Annotated in this window: 18 protein-coding genes and 1 pseudogene; 10 read left to right on the forward strand and 9 right to left on the reverse strand. The window is 67.3% G+C overall.

Features of this window, described 5'->3' with window-relative positions; translation table 11 throughout:
• Together ACP7AU_RS08855 and ACP7AU_RS08860 are read left to right on the forward strand one after the other, a co-directional pair.
• Positions 1–228, forward strand: a pseudogene (locus tag ACP7AU_RS08855) (IS3 family transposase); the annotation flags it as partial.
• A 1,089-nt stretch (positions 229–1,317) separates the two neighbouring features.
• Entirely contained in the window at positions 1,318–2,025 is a 708-nt protein-coding gene (locus ACP7AU_RS08860; protein ID WP_426051176.1) for an IS6 family transposase, read from the forward strand.
• A gap of 83 nt (positions 2,026–2,108) precedes the next feature.
• Here ACP7AU_RS08860 and ACP7AU_RS08865 read toward each other — a convergent pair whose 3' ends face one another.
• From ACP7AU_RS08865 to flgF, 7 genes are all read right to left on the reverse strand, one after another.
• Positions 2,109–2,609, reverse strand: a complete 501-nt coding sequence (locus tag ACP7AU_RS08865; protein ID WP_426051177.1) for a hypothetical protein — start codon at positions 2,607–2,609, stop codon at positions 2,109–2,111.
• A gap of 14 nt (positions 2,610–2,623) precedes the next feature.
• Positions 2,624–3,046: a hypothetical protein gene (locus tag ACP7AU_RS08870; protein ID WP_426051178.1), complete on the reverse strand. Its 423-nt coding sequence runs from the start codon at positions 3,044–3,046 to the stop codon at positions 2,624–2,626.
• Positions 3,047–3,075: 29 nt separating this feature from the next.
• A complete protein-coding gene (locus ACP7AU_RS08875; RefSeq protein WP_426051179.1) occupies positions 3,076–3,549 on the reverse strand; it encodes a hypothetical protein in 474 nt (157 codons plus the stop codon).
• Positions 3,550–3,747: 198 nt separating this feature from the next.
• The gene (flgH, locus tag ACP7AU_RS08880) at positions 3,748–4,473 is read right to left on the reverse strand and encodes a flagellar basal body L-ring protein FlgH (RefSeq protein WP_426038899.1); all 726 of its coding nucleotides are present in this window, start codon (positions 4,471–4,473) and stop codon (positions 3,748–3,750) included.
• A 3-nt stretch (positions 4,474–4,476) separates the two neighbouring features.
• Positions 4,477–5,274: a flagellar basal body P-ring formation chaperone FlgA gene (flgA, locus tag ACP7AU_RS08885; RefSeq protein ID WP_426051180.1), complete on the reverse strand. Its 798-nt coding sequence runs from the start codon at positions 5,272–5,274 to the stop codon at positions 4,477–4,479.
• Entirely contained in the window at positions 5,274–6,062 is a 789-nt protein-coding gene (gene flgG / locus ACP7AU_RS08890; protein ID WP_303693909.1) for a flagellar basal-body rod protein FlgG, read from the reverse strand. Before flgG ends, flgA begins: the two co-directional genes overlap by 1 nt.
• Positions 6,063–6,073: 11 nt before the next feature.
• Positions 6,074–6,811 carry a flagellar basal-body rod protein FlgF gene (gene flgF, locus ACP7AU_RS08895; RefSeq protein WP_426038901.1) on the reverse strand — a complete coding sequence of 246 codons (738 nt, stop codon included), beginning with the start codon at positions 6,809–6,811 and terminating at the stop codon, positions 6,074–6,076.
• 185 nt (positions 6,812–6,996) lie between these two features.
• On the opposite strand from flgF, the gene ACP7AU_RS08900 reads away from it, so the two are divergent.
• The 8 genes from ACP7AU_RS08900 to ACP7AU_RS08935 all read left to right on the forward strand — a co-directional run bounded on the left by ACP7AU_RS08900 (position 6,997) and on the right by ACP7AU_RS08935 (position 13,356).
• Positions 6,997–7,653: a flagellar basal body-associated FliL family protein gene (locus ACP7AU_RS08900; RefSeq protein ID WP_426051181.1), complete on the forward strand. Its 657-nt coding sequence runs from the start codon at positions 6,997–6,999 to the stop codon at positions 7,651–7,653.
• Positions 7,654–7,738: 85 nt separating this feature from the next.
• Positions 7,739–8,812, forward strand: a complete 1,074-nt coding sequence (fliM, locus tag ACP7AU_RS08905) for a flagellar motor switch protein FliM (RefSeq protein WP_426051182.1) — start codon at positions 7,739–7,741, stop codon at positions 8,810–8,812.
• Between the two features lies 1 nt (position 8,813).
• Positions 8,814–9,473, forward strand: coding sequence for a DUF6468 domain-containing protein (locus ACP7AU_RS08910; protein WP_426051183.1), 660 nt, complete (start codon positions 8,814–8,816; stop codon positions 9,471–9,473).
• Positions 9,474–9,543: 70 nt separating this feature from the next.
• Positions 9,544–10,494, forward strand: coding sequence for a MotE family protein (locus ACP7AU_RS08915; protein WP_426051184.1), 951 nt, complete (start codon positions 9,544–9,546; stop codon positions 10,492–10,494).
• Positions 10,495–10,656: 162 nt separating this feature from the next.
• Positions 10,657–11,430: an SDR family oxidoreductase gene (locus ACP7AU_RS08920; RefSeq protein WP_426051185.1), complete on the forward strand. Its 774-nt coding sequence runs from the start codon at positions 10,657–10,659 to the stop codon at positions 11,428–11,430.
• 65 nt (positions 11,431–11,495) lie between these two features.
• Positions 11,496–11,759, forward strand: coding sequence for a DUF3297 family protein (locus ACP7AU_RS08925; RefSeq protein WP_426051186.1), 264 nt, complete (start codon positions 11,496–11,498; stop codon positions 11,757–11,759).
• A gap of 536 nt (positions 11,760–12,295) precedes the next feature.
• Positions 12,296–12,640: a hypothetical protein gene (locus ACP7AU_RS08930; protein WP_426051187.1), complete on the forward strand. Its 345-nt coding sequence runs from the start codon at positions 12,296–12,298 to the stop codon at positions 12,638–12,640.
• Positions 12,641–12,645: 5 nt separating this feature from the next.
• Complete coding sequence (locus ACP7AU_RS08935) at positions 12,646–13,356, forward strand: Crp/Fnr family transcriptional regulator (protein WP_426051188.1); 711 nt, start codon at positions 12,646–12,648, stop codon at positions 13,354–13,356.
• A gap of 749 nt (positions 13,357–14,105) precedes the next feature.
• Here ACP7AU_RS08935 and pgeF read toward each other — a convergent pair.
• Both pgeF and ACP7AU_RS08945 read right to left on the reverse strand, forming a co-directional pair.
• A complete protein-coding gene (pgeF, locus tag ACP7AU_RS08940) occupies positions 14,106–14,879 on the reverse strand; it encodes a peptidoglycan editing factor PgeF (protein WP_426038910.1) in 774 nt (257 codons plus the stop codon).
• Positions 14,876–15,949 carry a class I SAM-dependent methyltransferase gene (locus tag ACP7AU_RS08945; RefSeq protein WP_426051189.1) on the reverse strand — a complete coding sequence of 358 codons (1,074 nt, stop codon included), beginning with the start codon at positions 15,947–15,949 and terminating at the stop codon, positions 14,876–14,878. Before ACP7AU_RS08945 ends, pgeF begins: the two co-directional genes overlap by 4 nt.
• Position 15,950 lies beyond the last annotated feature (1 nt).

The following is a 15,950-nucleotide window of genomic DNA, read 5'->3' on the forward strand; positions in this document are numbered from 1 at the left end:
CTCCGGCGCGAGGGGCATGCGGTCAACAGGAAGCGGGTCCAGCGGATCTACCGTGAGGAGAAGCTGGCGGTGCGCCGGCGCGGCGGGCGTAAACGGGCCATGGGCACGCGGCGTCCGCTGGAGATCCCTCTGGTCGCGAACCAGCGCTGGTCGCTGGACTTCGTGTCCGACCAGCTCACCGATGGCCGCCGCTTCCGCATCCTGACCGCGATTGTGGATCGGCGTCGAAATCGGACCCCATCGAGTGGCAGCCTAGGTGGTTGAATTCGCCATATAACAATACGTTGGCGCGCATGCTGACAGGCGTCTGTCGGGACCCCGTCTCGTCCCGAAATATTAAGCTCCTTCAATATGTTATTTCATATCGGGTGAGGTCCCGCCTTCAACGCCGATCAACACACCACGCCCATGATCTCGACCAATCGGCACGACGTGGCGAGGTCGACGCGGATCAGGGCGCAGCAGGACGGCTGAAACGCAAAAAGCCCCCGGCGTGAACCGAGGGCCAAGGTTGCAGCCGTGAGGAAGCCTGGAGGGGCGCAGTTGCCGGGCCACCCCTCGCGTCAGCCGGCTCCGACTCCACAACTTACTCGTGGCGTGCGAGGTTCCTGGAATGTCAAACGACAGACTTCTTGAGCGCGCCTACGCGATTGCCGGATCGGGCAAGTGTCGGAGCAGCAAAGATCTCCTCGTACTGCTGAAGGCGGAAGGGTTCGGCTACGCTGAACTTCAACAGTTGCAGAGTCGCTCGGTGGCTCGCGACCTACTGCGCCTACGCCGCACGGCCGACGCGGCAAGCCCCGATCCAATCACAGCGGGTTAGACGCCTCCGAGACCTCAGTAGGGAAAACGTGATGAGTTCAGAGGATCTGGTTGGAGAGCCGCGATCGACCCCTTGGATTTGGATGGCCGTGGTGGGGGTCGCTTTCCTCCTCGGTTGCTGCTCCGCAAACGTTCCCGCGCCCTATATCGCGATGAAGCACTCTGGTCTGAAAGTGGTTGGTGTCTCAGTTTGAAATCGGCGGTTCCGTTGGCCGTGGCGCAGGACCGGCTAAGGGCCCATCATACCGTCATGGAACTGTTGATCGACATCCTGTCCGACACTCGCCGATACCGCGACGAGGCAGTCAAAACATTGTCCGACGTCAAAGGTGGCGGGCTCCTTGCGGAGGGTATGACGCGCGAGGAGGCCATTCAGATTTTGACTGAAAACATTGAGACATATGAGGGCGTCCTACGCCGCCACGGGTGGACGAACGAGGCTCTGTCAGCCCAAACTTAGGCCGGCGGTAAGGGGAGGGCGGCTAGCTCTTTGGGATGGCCAAGAGCACCAATCCGTTCCGCTACTTCGACAGCTCGCCGGAGGTGATCCGGACGGTGGTGATGATGTACGTAAAGTACCCGCTGTCGCTTCGGAATGTGGAGGACCTGCTGGCCGAGCGCGGCATCGACATCTGCCATGAGACGGTGCGCCTGTGGTGGAACCGGTTTGGCCCGATGTTCGCCCCCGAGATCCGGCGAAAGCGGGTTCAGCACATGGGGGCCTTCACCCACTGGAGGTGGCATCTCGACGAGGTCTACGTGAAGATCAACGGCGAGATGCATTACCTCTGGCGCGCCGTGGACCAGGAGGGCGAGGTGCTGGAATCCTTTGCTAGCAAGACCAGGGACAAGGCCGCCGCTCTGACTTTCATGAAGAAAATCATGAAGCGGCACGGTCGCGCCAAGGCCATCACGACCGACGGGCTGCGCTCCTACAAGGCCGCGATGAAGGAGCTGGGCAACACCGCCAGCCAGGAGTTCGGCCGCTGGGCGAACAACCGAGTCGAGAACTCACACCTGCCGTTCCGACGACAAGAGCGGGCCATGCTGCGGTTCCGCCAGATGAAGACCCTGCAGAAGTTCAGCTCAGTCCACGCCGCCTTCCACAACCACTTCAATCAGGATCGCCACCTCATCAGCAGAGAGACATACAAAGCCCAACGCTCAGCCGCCCTGGCCGAGTGGAAGATGCTCGCCACATAGGCATCGCGTCATCTGCCCATAATGCGTCACTTGGAGAAAATTTGGCGTTGGACTGACAGCACCGCCACGGCCCTGCCCCCAGGTCAGCCGCACAGCGCGAAGAACCGCTCCACCCCCGCCTCCGACCCCGAATGTGGTGCATAGACCTCCCGCTTCCCGTCTACCCATTGCGCGATCCAGCCGACGCGGCGGAAGCGCTGCAGCACGGGGTCGCTGGTCGCGGCCGTGGCGGTCAGGATGTCGCCGTCATGCAGTTGCGACGGCTCGCCCTCGGCGGCGAACCGCTCGGTCTCTCCGCCGGATTCCAGAGAGATCTCGCGATCGCCGGTCTGGCCGAGCGCAGTCAGATCGACCTTGCCGGACCCCGCCGTGCAGTCGAGGCCGAGACGCAGGTCGTCGCTGGCCTCGACGCCGTAAGCCAGCCGGGCGATGTCCCCGTCCGGCGTATAGTGCCAGTCGTATCCGGCCACCGGCGCGGGCGCCGGCGACGCGGCGGCCACGACCACGGGCTCAGGTGCCCCCACGCTGGCGCAGGCCGTCTCCAGTGCGGCCATCGCCAGGACCGGCAGCCATAGAATCCGCATGCGACCTCCCCGGTTCACCCGCTGCAAAGCTCGGTGAAGCGGCGCAGCTTGGCAAGGTGGGCCGTCGGCACCGCCACGGCCTGGTGGGCCCCGCCCACGGCGACGTCGAGCGCGCCGGTGACCAGGAACTGGCCGAAGACCGGATGATCGGTGCGCAGGGCCACCGACTGATGGTCGGAGAAGGCTTCGCTCTCGCCCGTCGCGGTGGCCGTTCCCGAGACGATGGTGGCAATGCCCGCCGCCGTCGCGCCGAACAGGTCCAGCCGCGCCACGCCGGCGCCCGGCTGGCATTCCAGAATGGCCTTCAGCTGGGGCGTGTCGGGGATCTCATTGGCCAGCACCAGCGGCCCGTCCTCATAGAGGGTCCAGGTCCAGGCACCCTGGAGCGCAGCACCTTGGAGCGCTGCAATCGCAGCGATCATCGTCAGCAGTGTCATGGTTCAGGCCCCCCGCCCGGACTGGGTATCTATGCCCGTCCCGGAGAACAATAGGACAGAAAATCGCGCACGAGGTGACGTTCCTCGGTGCTCGCGGCCAGCTGGAAGCGGCCAGCGTCGCCGACAACCGTCATTCGGCCGTCGCGGGCCAGCCCGGCCAGGGCCGGATCATTGACCGCAATAGTGGTTTCATCGGCAGAGCCGCCCGACAAAGGATCGATCTCGATGCTGGCCTGCGTCATGCGCGCGCCCTCGACCTGGACGTCGCCATAGACGGCGGCGGTGCGGTCGCCCGGCATGCAGGTGACCATAAGCGCCAGCTGATCGGAGTTGGCCACGCCATAGGCCAGTTTCGCCAGGGCGCCCTCGTGATGCACGCTCCAGCCCATGACCGGCGCGGCCATGAGGCCTGCAGTCGCGAGGTCGGGCGCGACATCGCTGGACTGGGCCGCGAAGGCGACCAGACCGAGAGCGGCGACGGCGGGAACGAGAACCTTGAACATCACTGGAAACCTTGCGTCTGAAGGCCAACGCGGGTTTCCGTTAACGGTTCACGGCAAAGCTTCGGTCCTGACTGACCCGTGATGTTCAGGACACGGTGCTAACCCACCCTCTCCGTGCACCCCCGCCTTCGCCGGGGTGCACGGAGAGAGTGGGGCCGCGCTCAAGCAGCGCGCGACCGCGTCGCGCGCGTTAGCGCCCTAGAATGGACTGAACCGCTCCACCAGGCTCTGGGCGGCCGGGGTGGCCTGGACCCGGCTGATGTCGCCGCGCCCGCCATAGCTGATGCGCGCCTCGGCGATCTGCGTGTGGGCGATGGTATTGGCCGAGGAGATGTCCTCGGGCCGCACGATGCCGGCGACGGTCAGTTCACGCACCTCGCGGTTGGTGCGCACTTCTTGCCGACCCTGGATGACAAGGTTGCCGTTGGACAGGATGTCGGTGACCACGGCGGCGACGGTCAGGCTGACCCGCTCCGAACGGTTGACCGAGCCGGTGCCGTTGGCGTTGGACTGGCCCTGAACGCCGACGAGGGCCTGCGGGTCGAAGCCGCCAGGGAAGGCGCGGCCCAGGCTGTTCTCCAGCCCGAAGAAGTTGGTCACCCCGCCGGTGATGTCGTTGGTCCGGCTGCGGTTCGTCGTGTTCGAGGTCTGGGCCTGATCGTTGATGTCGATGTTGACGGTCAGGATGTCGCCGATGTTCCGCGCCCGCTGGTCGCCGAAGAAGGCGCGCGCGCCCGTCCGCCACAGGGAGTTGGCGCTGGCCGAGCGCGGCTCGGGCGCGGCGATATAGGCCTGGCTGACCGGGACCAGCTGGGCCGGATAGCCGATCGGCGCCAGCTGCGGGCCCTGCACCGTCTCGACGACGGTGGAGCAGGCGCCCAAAGACAGGGCGGCGAGGGCGGCGGCGAGGACGGGCTTACGCATGACTTACATTCCGTGGCGGGCGAACTGGTTGGAGGCGGCGGCGGCGCGGGCCCCGGCGCCGGCCATGGCTTGACCGGGTCCGGAGGCGACGGCGGCGATGGTGCGGCCGGACGTGGTGTTCAGGACCGGCACGGGCTCGCCGACAGCGGCGTCGCGCGTCGCGCGTCCGGTGACGGTCAGCCTCACCCCTCCGGCGATGAAGGCCACCTCGACCAAATCGTTGCGGGCGATGACGCGCGTCGAGACCAGATCCCGGGCGCCGACCACGGCTCCTGCGCGCAGGGCCCGGCGGGCGCTCAGGCCGATGACCTGTTCGGCGTCGGAGGGCGAACCGCCCTGCGCCAGATGCGCCTGTACGGTGGACCAGATGATGTCCTCCGGCTGCACCACGTCCCCGGCCGCCAGGTTGCGGGCATAGGTCAGGACCTCGGTCGTGGCGCCCCGGGTTGCGGCGGGGGCGGCAGCGACGCCGGCGGTGGTCGGAGCGGCGGCGCCCGGCGCGAGCGCGGCATTGCGGACCACCACGCGGCGCAGACCCTGCGGGTTGGCCCACTGAAGGCCTGCGCGCGAGGCCATGGTCTGAAGCTGGCCGGCCTCGAACACGACCGACGGCCCGGCGCGATTGGCCACCACGACGCCCGAGGCCGATCCGGCTCCGTCGAAGATATCGCCCAAGGTCACCCGCCCGTCGTCGTCGACCGGATTGGCCCGCAGCATCACCGGGTCGGCGAGGGCGGGGGCGGCGACCAGCGCCAGAGCGGCCACCCCCATCGTCAGGATTGGCGTCAGAAGCCGGATCATCAGCCTTTGACCTGGGACGCGACGCTCATCATCTCGTCGGCCGTGGAGATGACCTTGGAGTTCATCTCATAGGCGCGCTGGGCGATGATCAGCGAGCTGATCTCGGTCACGGCGTCCACGTTCGACGCCTCGGTATAGCCCTGCAGTAACTGGCCGAAGCCGGTCTCGCCGGGCGTGCCGGTCGTGGCCGGGCCGGACGCGGCGGTCTCGAGCAGCAGGTTGTCCCCGATGGCTTCCAGGCCTGCCTCGTTGAAGAAGGTCGCCAGCTCCAGCTGACCCACGGTCGCCGGCTCGGGCGAACCTGCCGTGATGACCTGCACCTGGCCGGTCTTGGAGATGATGACGTCGACCGCGTCCTGCGGGATCGAGATCGCAGGTTCGACCGAATAGCCGTCCTCGGTGACCAGCTGGCCCTCGCCGCTCAGGGAAAAGTTGCCGGCGCGGGTGAAGCCGATCTCGCCGGAGGGCAGGGTGATCTGGAAATAGCCCTGGCCGTCGATGGCGACGTCGTAGTCGCTGCCCGTCTGTTGCGGCGTGCCCTGGTCGGTGATGCGATAGACGCTGCCCGCCTTGACGCCCAGGCCGACCTGGACGCCAGTCGGGACGACCGTGCCCTGGCTGGACGACTGCGCACCCATCCGTTCGACGTTCTGATAGATCAGATCCTGGAACTCGGCTCGCTGGCGCTTGTAGCCGACGGTGTTCATGTTCGCGATGTTGTTGGAGATGACCTCCACGTTCAGCTGCTGGGCGGCCATGCCGGAGGCAGCGGTTCTGAGAGCGCGCATTCAGGTGTTCCTTAGCTCGACTTACCCAGCCGCTCGACGGCGCGACGGGACAGATCGGAGACGTTCTCGATCATTTTCGACGCGCGTTCGTAGGCGCGGCTGATCTCGATCAACTGGGTGATTTCAACGAGGGGATTGACGTTGGACCCCTCCAGCATGCCCTGGCGCACCTGCGCTCCGGTGGCATCGATGGGGACGGCGTTGGAGGCGTTGCGGTACAGGCCGTCGCCTTCCTTGGACAGGACTGCCAGGTTGTCGAACCGGGCCAGACCCAGCTGGCCGATGGCGATGCCGTTCTGGCTGATGTTGCCGTCGTCGGCGACGGTGATCGGGCCCCGCGCCGGGTCGATGACGATCGGGCCGCCCTCGCCCAGCACGGGCAGACCGGCCTTGGTGACCAGTTCGCCCTCGGGGCTGATGGTGAAGGCGCCGTCGCGGGTATAGGCCTCGTTGGCGCCGTCCTGGATCTTGAAGAACGCGCCCTCGCCGTCGATGGCGAAGTCCAGGTCACGACCCGTCTGCTCCAGCGAGCCCTGCGAGAAGTCGCGGCCCACGCCCTTGTCCAGCACGAAGCTGACGCCCGGCCGTACCGAGTCGTTGCGTGCGCGGTTGCCGACCTCGGTGCCCAGCAGCAACTGCTCGGCCTTGAAGCCGGTGGTGTCCGCATTGGCGATGTTGTTGGCCGCGATGTCGAGTTCGCGACGCAGCGTCATCTGCCGTGACAGTCCGATGTAGGCGGCGTTTTCCACGTAGGCTCCGAAGCTCCTTCGCTCCCTCCCACGCAACGACCGTGCCAACACGGTTAATGCCCGTCCTGAGGGCGTTTCACCCGGTTTCAGGCCGTCGACGCCCGGCAAATCTTGCCGGATTTACACCTCGCGTTAACCAAACCGGGGCCATCCCGGTCTCTGGGAATTTCCGGGGCAGGCTCCGCATGATCAAACTCGGCAAGAAGAAGGACAAGGCGCCCAAGGATGGGGCAACCGACCTGGCCGTCGCCCACGGCGCCGAAGTCGATGGCGACGAACCGCCCAAGAAGAAGAAGCTGCCGCTGCTGTTCATCATCGCGCCCGTGGCCTTGCTGGTCCTGGGCGGGGGCGGGGCAGGGGCCTTCTTCATGCTCCAGCCCAAGCCGGCCGCCGCTGCAGGCGAAGAGGCGGCCAAGGGCGGTCACGGCGAGGAGAAGGCCGGCGGTCACGGCGAGGAAAAGAAGGGCGGCGGCCACGGCGCTGCGCCCGAGGGGGAGGCCGACCCGTCGCTCGGCAAGATCAGCGAGGGGCCTGACGGCGTGACCTTCCTGACCCTGCCGGACATGGTGGTGAACATCCAGTCCCCGGACGGCCGTCCCACGGTGATGAAGCTGGGCCTGACGCTCGAGATGAAGGACATCGATCTGGCCTATCGGCTTCAGAGCGAGATGCCGCGCATGCAGGACATGTTCCAGGGGTTCCTGCGAGAACTGCGGCCCGAGGATCTGGCCGGTTCGGCTGGCCAGTTCCAGCTGCGCGCCGAAATCCTTCGTCGCGTGAACCTGGTCGCCGCCCCGGCAACGGTCGACGCCGTGCTCATCGAAGAAATGCTGGTTCAGTAAGTATGAGCCCGAAACGCGTCAGCGGTGTTCTGACCAGCTCATGCTCCGGCACGGGGCGGTCGCCTGACGAAATCCGGCGGACGCGATGAGCGACGCCGGCGTGACCGACAGCGAACTGGATCCCTTCGCCGCCGCCGACTCCTTCGGCGAGGACCGGGCCGGCGCGGCTGCCTCCGAACGCGTCCTGAACCAGGACGAGATCGACAACCTCCTCGGTTTCGACCTCGGCGACGACGATGGTTCCGAACGGACCGGCATTCGCGCCATCATCAACTCCGCACTCGTCTCCTACGAGCGTCTGCCGATGCTCGAGATCGTCTTCGACCGCCTGGTGCGGCTGATGACGACCAGCCTGCGCAACTTTACCTCGGACAACGTCGAGGTCTCGCTCGACAACATCTCTTCGATCCGCTTCGGCGACTATCTGAACTCCATCCCCCTGCCAGCGATCCTGGCGGTGTTCCGGGCCGAGGAGCTGGACAATTACGGCCTGCTGACGGTCGATTCCAACCTGATCTATTCGATCGTCGACGTGTTGCTGGGCGGTCGTCGCGGCACGGCGGCGCTGCGCATCGAGGGCCGTCCTTACACAACGATCGAGCGGGTCCTGGTCCAGCGGATGGTCGAGGTCATCCTCGCCGATGCCCAGGCCGCGTTCGAGCCTCTGACGCCCGTCCACTTCAATCTGGATCGTCTGGAGACCAACCCCCGCTTCGCCGCCATTGCCCGCCCGGCCAACGCCGCCATCCTGGTCAAGCTGCGCATCGACATGGAGGACCGCGGCGGCCGGGTCGAACTGCTGCTGCCCTATGCGACGCTGGAGCCCATCCGCAAGATGCTGCTGCAGCAGTTCATGGGTGAAAAGTTCGGCCGCGACAACATCTGGGAAGGCCACCTGGCCACCGAGCTCTGGACCACGGACACCGAGGTCCGCGCCGTCCTCGACGAGCAGCAGGTGCCCCTGTCCCAGGCCCTGGGGCTCAAGGTCGGCGACACCTTCATGCTGAATGCGACGCCGGATTCCGACGTCTCGATCCGCTGCGGCACCATCCCGGTCACCACGGGCAAGATGGGCCGCAAGGGCCAGTACATCGCAGTGCGGGTCGAGGCGCCGATCAGCGTCGAGACCGCCAACAGCCTGACCAAGGGAAGGCGCTAACATGACCGGCATGATCCTGGACGCCATCCTGATGCTGCTGCTGGTGGCCGCCCTCGGCTACGGCGTTCGCCTGGAGAAGAAGTTGAGCCAGCTCCGCGCCGGCCAGATCGCCTTCGCCGGCGCCGTGACCGAACTGAACGCCGCCTGCGCCCGCGCCGAGAACGCCCTGGGATCGCTCCGCGCCTCGGGCGAGGAAGCCGACCTCCTGCACGACCGCATCATCAAGGCCCGCACGCTGAAAACCGAGCTGGAGCAACTGATCACGCGGGCGGGGCGCTCTTCTCCCTCCCCCTCGGGGGAGGGTGGTCGGAGCGAAGCGGAGACCGGGTGGGGGCGGCAAGGCGAACCAGACTCCGATCGCCCGCGCGTTGCTGAGTCGCCCCCACCCGGTCGCTCCGCGACTACCCTCCCCCGCAGGGGGAGGGAGAACGTCAACGCCGAACCCACGCCCCCCGCCGCCGCCGACCCCGAGGACCGCGCCTTCCGCATGGCCGCCCTGGCCGAACGTATCCACGGCATGGCCACGCCGGTCCCCGCCGCCGCCGGCGCGGGCAACGTCCAGGCCATCCTGCACGCTCTGACCGCTAACCACGCCGCGAAGCAAACCCTCAACCGTGCGCGCGTAAACCTCGCCCCCGACGACGACATGTTCGCCGCCTAACGCTTTTTTGCGCCCCATGCCTCGCCCGCAGTAGCCGGCGACTTGAGGGCGAAACTGGACTGATGACGCAATGGCCAAGCTGCCCCGCCTCCTGCCCCTGATCGCCGTCGCCATCGGCGGGGTCGTGGCCGTGCGCGCCGTCGGTGCCGGGCCTGACCTGTTCCAGGGCGCCAGCGCCTGGGCCGCGGAAGCCACTGCCGCCGTTAGCGAAACCGTCGCCTCGCCCGCCGCCGCGCGCACGCCCCCGCCGGCTGTCTGCGCCCTGACGCCGGAGCAACTGGCCCAGCAGGCCGGCATCTCCCCGGCCGAACTGCGCATCATTCAGTCGCTCAGCGCCCGGCGCACCGAACTGGACGCCCGCGACGCCGACTTCGCCACCACCCTGCCGCTGATGGTCGCAGCCGAACAGAAGCTGGACGCAAAGATCACCGCCCTCAACGCCATCAAGGCCGAGGTCCAGGCACTGCTGGGTCAGGTCGACGAGCGCGAGGCTGCCGAGACCGCCCGTCTGGTCGCCGTCTATTCCGCCATGCGCCCGCGCGAGGCGGCGCCCATTTTCACGGCCCTCGACGACAGCGTGCGCCTCCCGATCGCCGCGGCCATGCGGCCGCGCGGCCTCTCGGCGATCCTGGCCCAGATGCCGGCCCCCGCCGCCCGCGAACTGACCGAGAAACTGGCGCGTCGCTTCCAAGCCCAGCAACTGGCCGCCCGCGCCGCCGCCGCCTCCGCCTCCGCTCCGGTCGCTCCGACCCAGGCCGCTGCGACGCCCCCGGCGCCGAACGCTCCGGCCCCGACCCCGACCCAGACCACCGCTCCGGCCGCCATGACGCCTCCGGCCGCCCAGCCGGCCGTCAACCGCGCCCCGGCCCGTACGCCCCCGCGCACCCCGGCGCGTCAGACGCCGCGCGCGACGACCTCGGCCGCCACGCCTCCCGCGCCGGCAGGGCCCCAGCCCTACGCCCCGACGCCGGCCGCGTCGGGCGCCGCCAACCCGGCCGCGCCGCGCCAGTCGGTTCAGTGATTCCCGGCTCCGTGCACCCCGGCGAAGGCCGGGGTCCAGATCACGGAGGCTGACCTCCGGGATGTCGCACCGCGTCCCCTGACCGGCTGCCCGCGCTTTCCATCTGGACCACGGCCTTCGCCGGGGTGCACGGTGCCGGAACAACAACAGGGGGAGACATCCATGGCGTTTGATTTCACCGGCAAGACCGTGATGGTCTTCGGCGGGACCTCCGGCATCAATCTCGGTATCGCAAAGGCTTTCGCCAGGGCCGGCGCAAAACTCGGCGTCGCCAGCCGCAGCCAGGACAAGGTCGATGCGGCCGTCGAGAGCCTGTCTCTTGACACGCCGGCGCTGGGCTACAGCCTCGACGTCCGCGACTTCGACGCGGTGAAGGCCGCGATCGCCGACTTCCGCGACAAGCGCGGCACGATCGACGTCCTGGTCTCCGGCGCGGCGGGCAACTTCCCGGTCCCGGCCGCCGCCCTCAGTTCCAACGGCTTCCGGACCGTCACCGATATCGACACCCTGGGCACCTTCCACGTGCTCCGCGCCCCCCACGAACACCTGACCAAACCGGGCGCCAGCATCATCAACATCACCGCGCCCCAGGCCTGGATTCCCATGGCGCTTCAGGTTCACGTCTGCGCCGCCAAGGCCGGCGTCGACATGATCACCAAGACCCTGGCCATCGAATGGGGCGGGGAGGGGGTGCGGGTGAACTCCGTCTCCCCGGGACCCATCGACGGGACTGAAGGCATAGACCGTCTTGCCCCCACACCGGAGGCCAAGGCCGCTGCCGCCCGCGCCGTGCCGCTCAACCGGCTGGGCACGGTCGACGACGTCGCCGACGTCTGTCTGTTCCTGGCCTCCGAATACGCCCGCTATGTCTCGGGCGTCGTCCTGCCCGCCGACGGCGGCTGGAGCGTGGGGCGCGGGTTCAGCGGCCTGGGTTAGTCCAGCGTTGTCGGATCGGGCGCGGGCGGCTATGCACCGCGCCTGTCACTTCCGAAGGCCCCGCCATGTCCGACACGCCCCCCGACCGTCTCTCGGTCAACCCGAACAACAAATACTATGACGCCGACGTGCTTCAGCGCGGCGTGGGCATCAAGTTCAAGGGCGAGGAAAAGACCAACGTCGACGAATACTGCGTCTCCGAAGGCTGGGTCCGGCTTGCCGTCGGCAAGGCTGTCGACCGCAAGGGCAATGCTCTGACCGTCAAACTCCAGGGCGAGGTCGAACCCTATTTCCAGAACAGCGTCGTCGAGGGCGAAGCCGAGGGCTGACGCCCTCTCCCCCGTCTTCAATCCTTTCGTCATCCTCCGGCCATGCGGAGCGTGGACCGGGGGAGGCGCGCGCGCGTGAACCTGTCGCGAGGTTCGCCGTTTCCGGCATCCTGCCTCGAGGATCGCCTTCTGCGCCGCCGTGGCCCCGGTCTTCGCTGCGCGTCGCCCTGAAATGAGGGGACAGATCGTTACCGACAAAGCGGGTCGCCGGGTGGGCGATGGACGCTTTCGAGCCATGACGCATGCCGCGGATCGGGCGAACCCGGACCCGATCTGGTTATGAGTCTCGCGCTCTTGTGGGCGCGTCGAGAAGCCGGATTGCTGAAAATGCCGGCCGCGTCTGTGGTCATTTTCAACTTCGCCTCGGGCAGGTCGATCGCCTCAACCTGACCTTCTACAGCCGCAGGAGAGGCATATCGGCAGGCTCGGTGATGACACGGAAACTCGGTCAAAGTTGGCAGGCTCCGCGATGCTGATCCGACGCGAGATGTTGTTCACTGCACGAGGACTATGAGCGCTACCGGACACAAATGTTGTTGGGCGGCGAGGTCTCAGTCAGACTCGCCCTGCGTCGGTTTCTGACATACAACAATCTGTCGCTGATGACTTTCCGGGTTCAGCGGTTGAGAGAGGCCGGCACCGCACGCCGCACGCTCCCGCCAAAATGGCTTGGGGAGCCTGTCGTGACCTATTTCTGTTTCGTCGAAAGCTCGCTAAGCGGGGTGCAGCATATGCAGCCGATGGACGCGGAGTCCGTCGATGGCGCCCGGACGGAAGCGGCGGGACTGTTGCGCCAGCACCGGCGGGCTTATGCGGCACATATCTTCTCGGAAGACCAGCATATCGCGACAATCCGAGCGCGCGACATCGTTTCCTCGTGAAGGGGATGCTCAACAACGCCTTTCTGCTGACGCTTCCGGCCCATGTTCAGGACCGGCTAGGCCGTTCCCTGGAGCCAATCCGGGTCTCCTCTGGGACGGACCTCTACCTTCCGCTTGACGAGGTGGATTGGGTCTACTTCCCGATTGCGGGCTTGATCTCGCTCATTTCCGTCATGCGCAACGGTGACGAAGCCGAGACCGGCATCGTCGGTCGAGAAGGCGCGCTTGGCATGGTGGAGGCGGCAGGCAGTGGTCGTATGCTTTATCGCGCCGTGGTGCAGATCGACTTGAACGCTGTCCGCATGCCAACAAGCGAATACCTCAGTCTGCTAAGGGGGAGCGTGGTGCTCCAACGCGCGGTGGCCCGTCATACGGAACTGAACCTGGCCGAGATCCGGCAGACGGCGGCGTGTCGGTCGCATCATAAGGTGCAGCCCCGTTTGGCGTGGTGGCTGCTCGAGTGCCAGGATCGAACGGGCTACGAAAGTTTGTATCTGACCCAGGAGTTTCTCGCCGCGATGCTGGGGGCTCAACGGACGACGCTGAACGCGGCGATCAGCGTGCTGAGGAAAGCTGGCCTGATCAGGGTTGGACGGGGGGCGATATATATCCTGGACCGGCCCGGCCTCGAACGAGCTTCCTGTGAGTGTTATTCGACCATCACCCGCTATCGGCAGGACATCGAACACACCGCGCCACATCGATCAGCCGCCTGAGGTGGAGAGAACCCTCCCGACCGACATGGAAGGGGCTGAATGTCGGTCGGGCGATCCCACCGCAAGGTTACACCGAGCGTCAGTCAAATAAGCTCGGATTTGGATCAGGCGACAGGGTGAGTCGGCTTGGCGACATTACGCGCTGGGGACCTGTCTGTGAGCCTCCGCAATGGGTCGGATCGGTCGTCGGCCTCCCGCCCGACAGCGGGCCTCGCGTCACCCGCCCAGCGGCGGACGCCCTGGAGGTCCCCTGGGCTGGGAAGTGAACCGTCCTCCTTTCAACCTTGACGATAGAACTCCTCTCACCGTCTCAGCGTTTGCCAGTGGTCGGGAGACGGAAATATTCGGGTTGTTCTTCCATCCTCGGCGCTCCGACGATGGCCGACCGGTGGCGATGCGGGTGGTGGCTGGTCAGCAAAGCGCGGCAACGACCGATGCACCGTCGCCCGTCATCTTGGATCGTGTCGCCGCGCCGCTCCCGGACGTTCAAACCGCTGCGACGCGCGACTGCCGCTCTCGGTGAAGAGCCGCCCGAGGATGACGAAAGTTGCGGGGAGGATTTATTCCTATCTTCCCCTTGCGTGACGGCCAGCGAGCCCCATGTTGTGGCCAGGCCCGTCAACGCGTCGGGCCCGGGATACACCGTGTCACGCAGTGCAATTCGGAGTTGACAATAAATGCCTGATTTTCTTCGAATTGCACTCTTGGACTCTGTTTTTTAGAGTCCAATCCGTCGGCCCAGCTGACCCTCAGACCAGTCGAATCGCCGACATCAGCCGCCCGAAGTCCGGCTCTCCTCTCTGGAATGCCCGCCGGTTCGAATAGAAGGCCGCCGCGTCGACGCAGGTGTCGTGCCCGGTCCAGGCCGCCTCGCCGACCCCCGCCTGTTCCAGCCGCCACAGGACAAATCCGGGCAGGTCGAACATCCGCTTGTCCGCCGTCGCGCCCTCGACGAAGAACCGCGCGGCGCCCGGATCATGGTGATCGAACCGCGCCTCGAAGTCGGCCCCGACCTCATACGAGGCCTGACCGATGCAGGGGCCGATCACGGCGACAATCCGGTCCGGTCGCGCGCCCAGCGCTTCCATCGCTGTCAGGGCGGAGTGCACGACCCCGCCCAGGGCCCCCTTCCAGCCCGCATGGACCGCGCCCACCACCCGCGCCTCGGCGTCGGCCAGCAGCACCGGCGCGCAGTCCGCCGTCAGCACAGCCGGGATCACCCCGACTGTCGCCGAGACCACGGCATCCCCCTCCGGCCGCTCCCCGGCCCACGGGCCGGTCGCGACGCGCGTCAGGCTGGAATGGATCTGGTAGCAGGCCGCCAGATCGTCGGGCTGGCCGCCCAGCGCCGCCGCCACCCGCCGCCGGTTCTCTTCGACCGCCGCCGGGTCGTCCGCCGACCCCAGGCCGGTGTTCAGCCCCTCGTAGAGCCCGGTCGAAACCCCGCCCCGCCGCGTGAAGAAGCCGTGGCGAAGGCCCGCCTTATCCAGCAGCGGATGGGTGATCGGCGTCGTCTCGGTCATGCCTCGAACCCCGGAACGGGCAGGCTGCGGGGCGAGAAGATCGCCGCCGCCTTGAACAGGCCGCCCATCTGGTCCGCCGCCGTCAGCCGCGCCAGCTGGCGGGCGATGACGGGTGCCGCCTCGGGCCTTCCCGAGGACAACCGCTCGGCCCGCGCTTCGATCCCAAGCCGCCTCAGGAACTCGCCCTGGCCGACGCAGCCCGTGACGTCGGCGCCGGTCCGGATCGCCGCCTCCTGCACCGCCGGGAAGTCGGCCCACTGGGTCAGGTCCGCCTCGCCCGGCGTCGCCAGCACATCGACCTTCGCATGCCGCCGCAAGCCCTGCAGCGTATCGCCCACGCCCGGCCGGTCGCGGCCGTAGTCGATCAGCAGGGCCGCCCCCGACGTCTCGTGCAGCAGGGCGCCCAGATCCCGCCCGAACGCGGCCTGCTGGTCCGAGACCTCGACCACCTGGCCCGGCTCGACGTCGAACTGCGGCCGTTCGAACCCGCCGGTGATCCCCACCAGTCCGAAGATCAGTCCGCCGTCGTCGGTCACCCCGACCCGCCGCTCGGCCCAGCCGCCGTCGGTCCGCACGAACTGACGCGCCGGCAGACAGTCCAGTACCTCGTTCGCGATCAGGATGACCGGCGCATCGGTGTCGATCTGGCCCAGCGACCCGACCCAGCGGGGCGAGACGTCAGCCTGGGCCAGCCTGCGCGCCTGAATCTCCCGCAAGGGCCCCGAGGGCTCGATGAGGATCAGGTCGCAGGCCTCAAGGAACCCCGGCGCGACGCGTGCTGCCCGCAGGGCATCGTCCATCAGGGCGCCGTCGCCGGGCCCGACCTCGACCAGCCGGAACCGCTCCGGCGCGCCCAGCCGATGCCAGGTCTCGACCGCCCACAGGCCGATCAGTTCGCCGAACATCTGGCTGACCAGGGGCGCAGTGATGAAGTCCCCGCCTTCGCCCAGCGCGGGCCGGGTCGCGTAGTAGCCGTCCCTGGGATCGTGCAGGCAGCGGGTGACATAGTCGGCTACTGTCATTGGCCCGGTCAGGGCGATCTCCCGCGCCAGTCGATCCTTCAGCGACATC

Source organism: Brevundimonas sp. SL161 (assembly GCF_049896985.1).
Taxonomy (GTDB): domain Bacteria; phylum Pseudomonadota; class Alphaproteobacteria; order Caulobacterales; family Caulobacteraceae; genus Brevundimonas.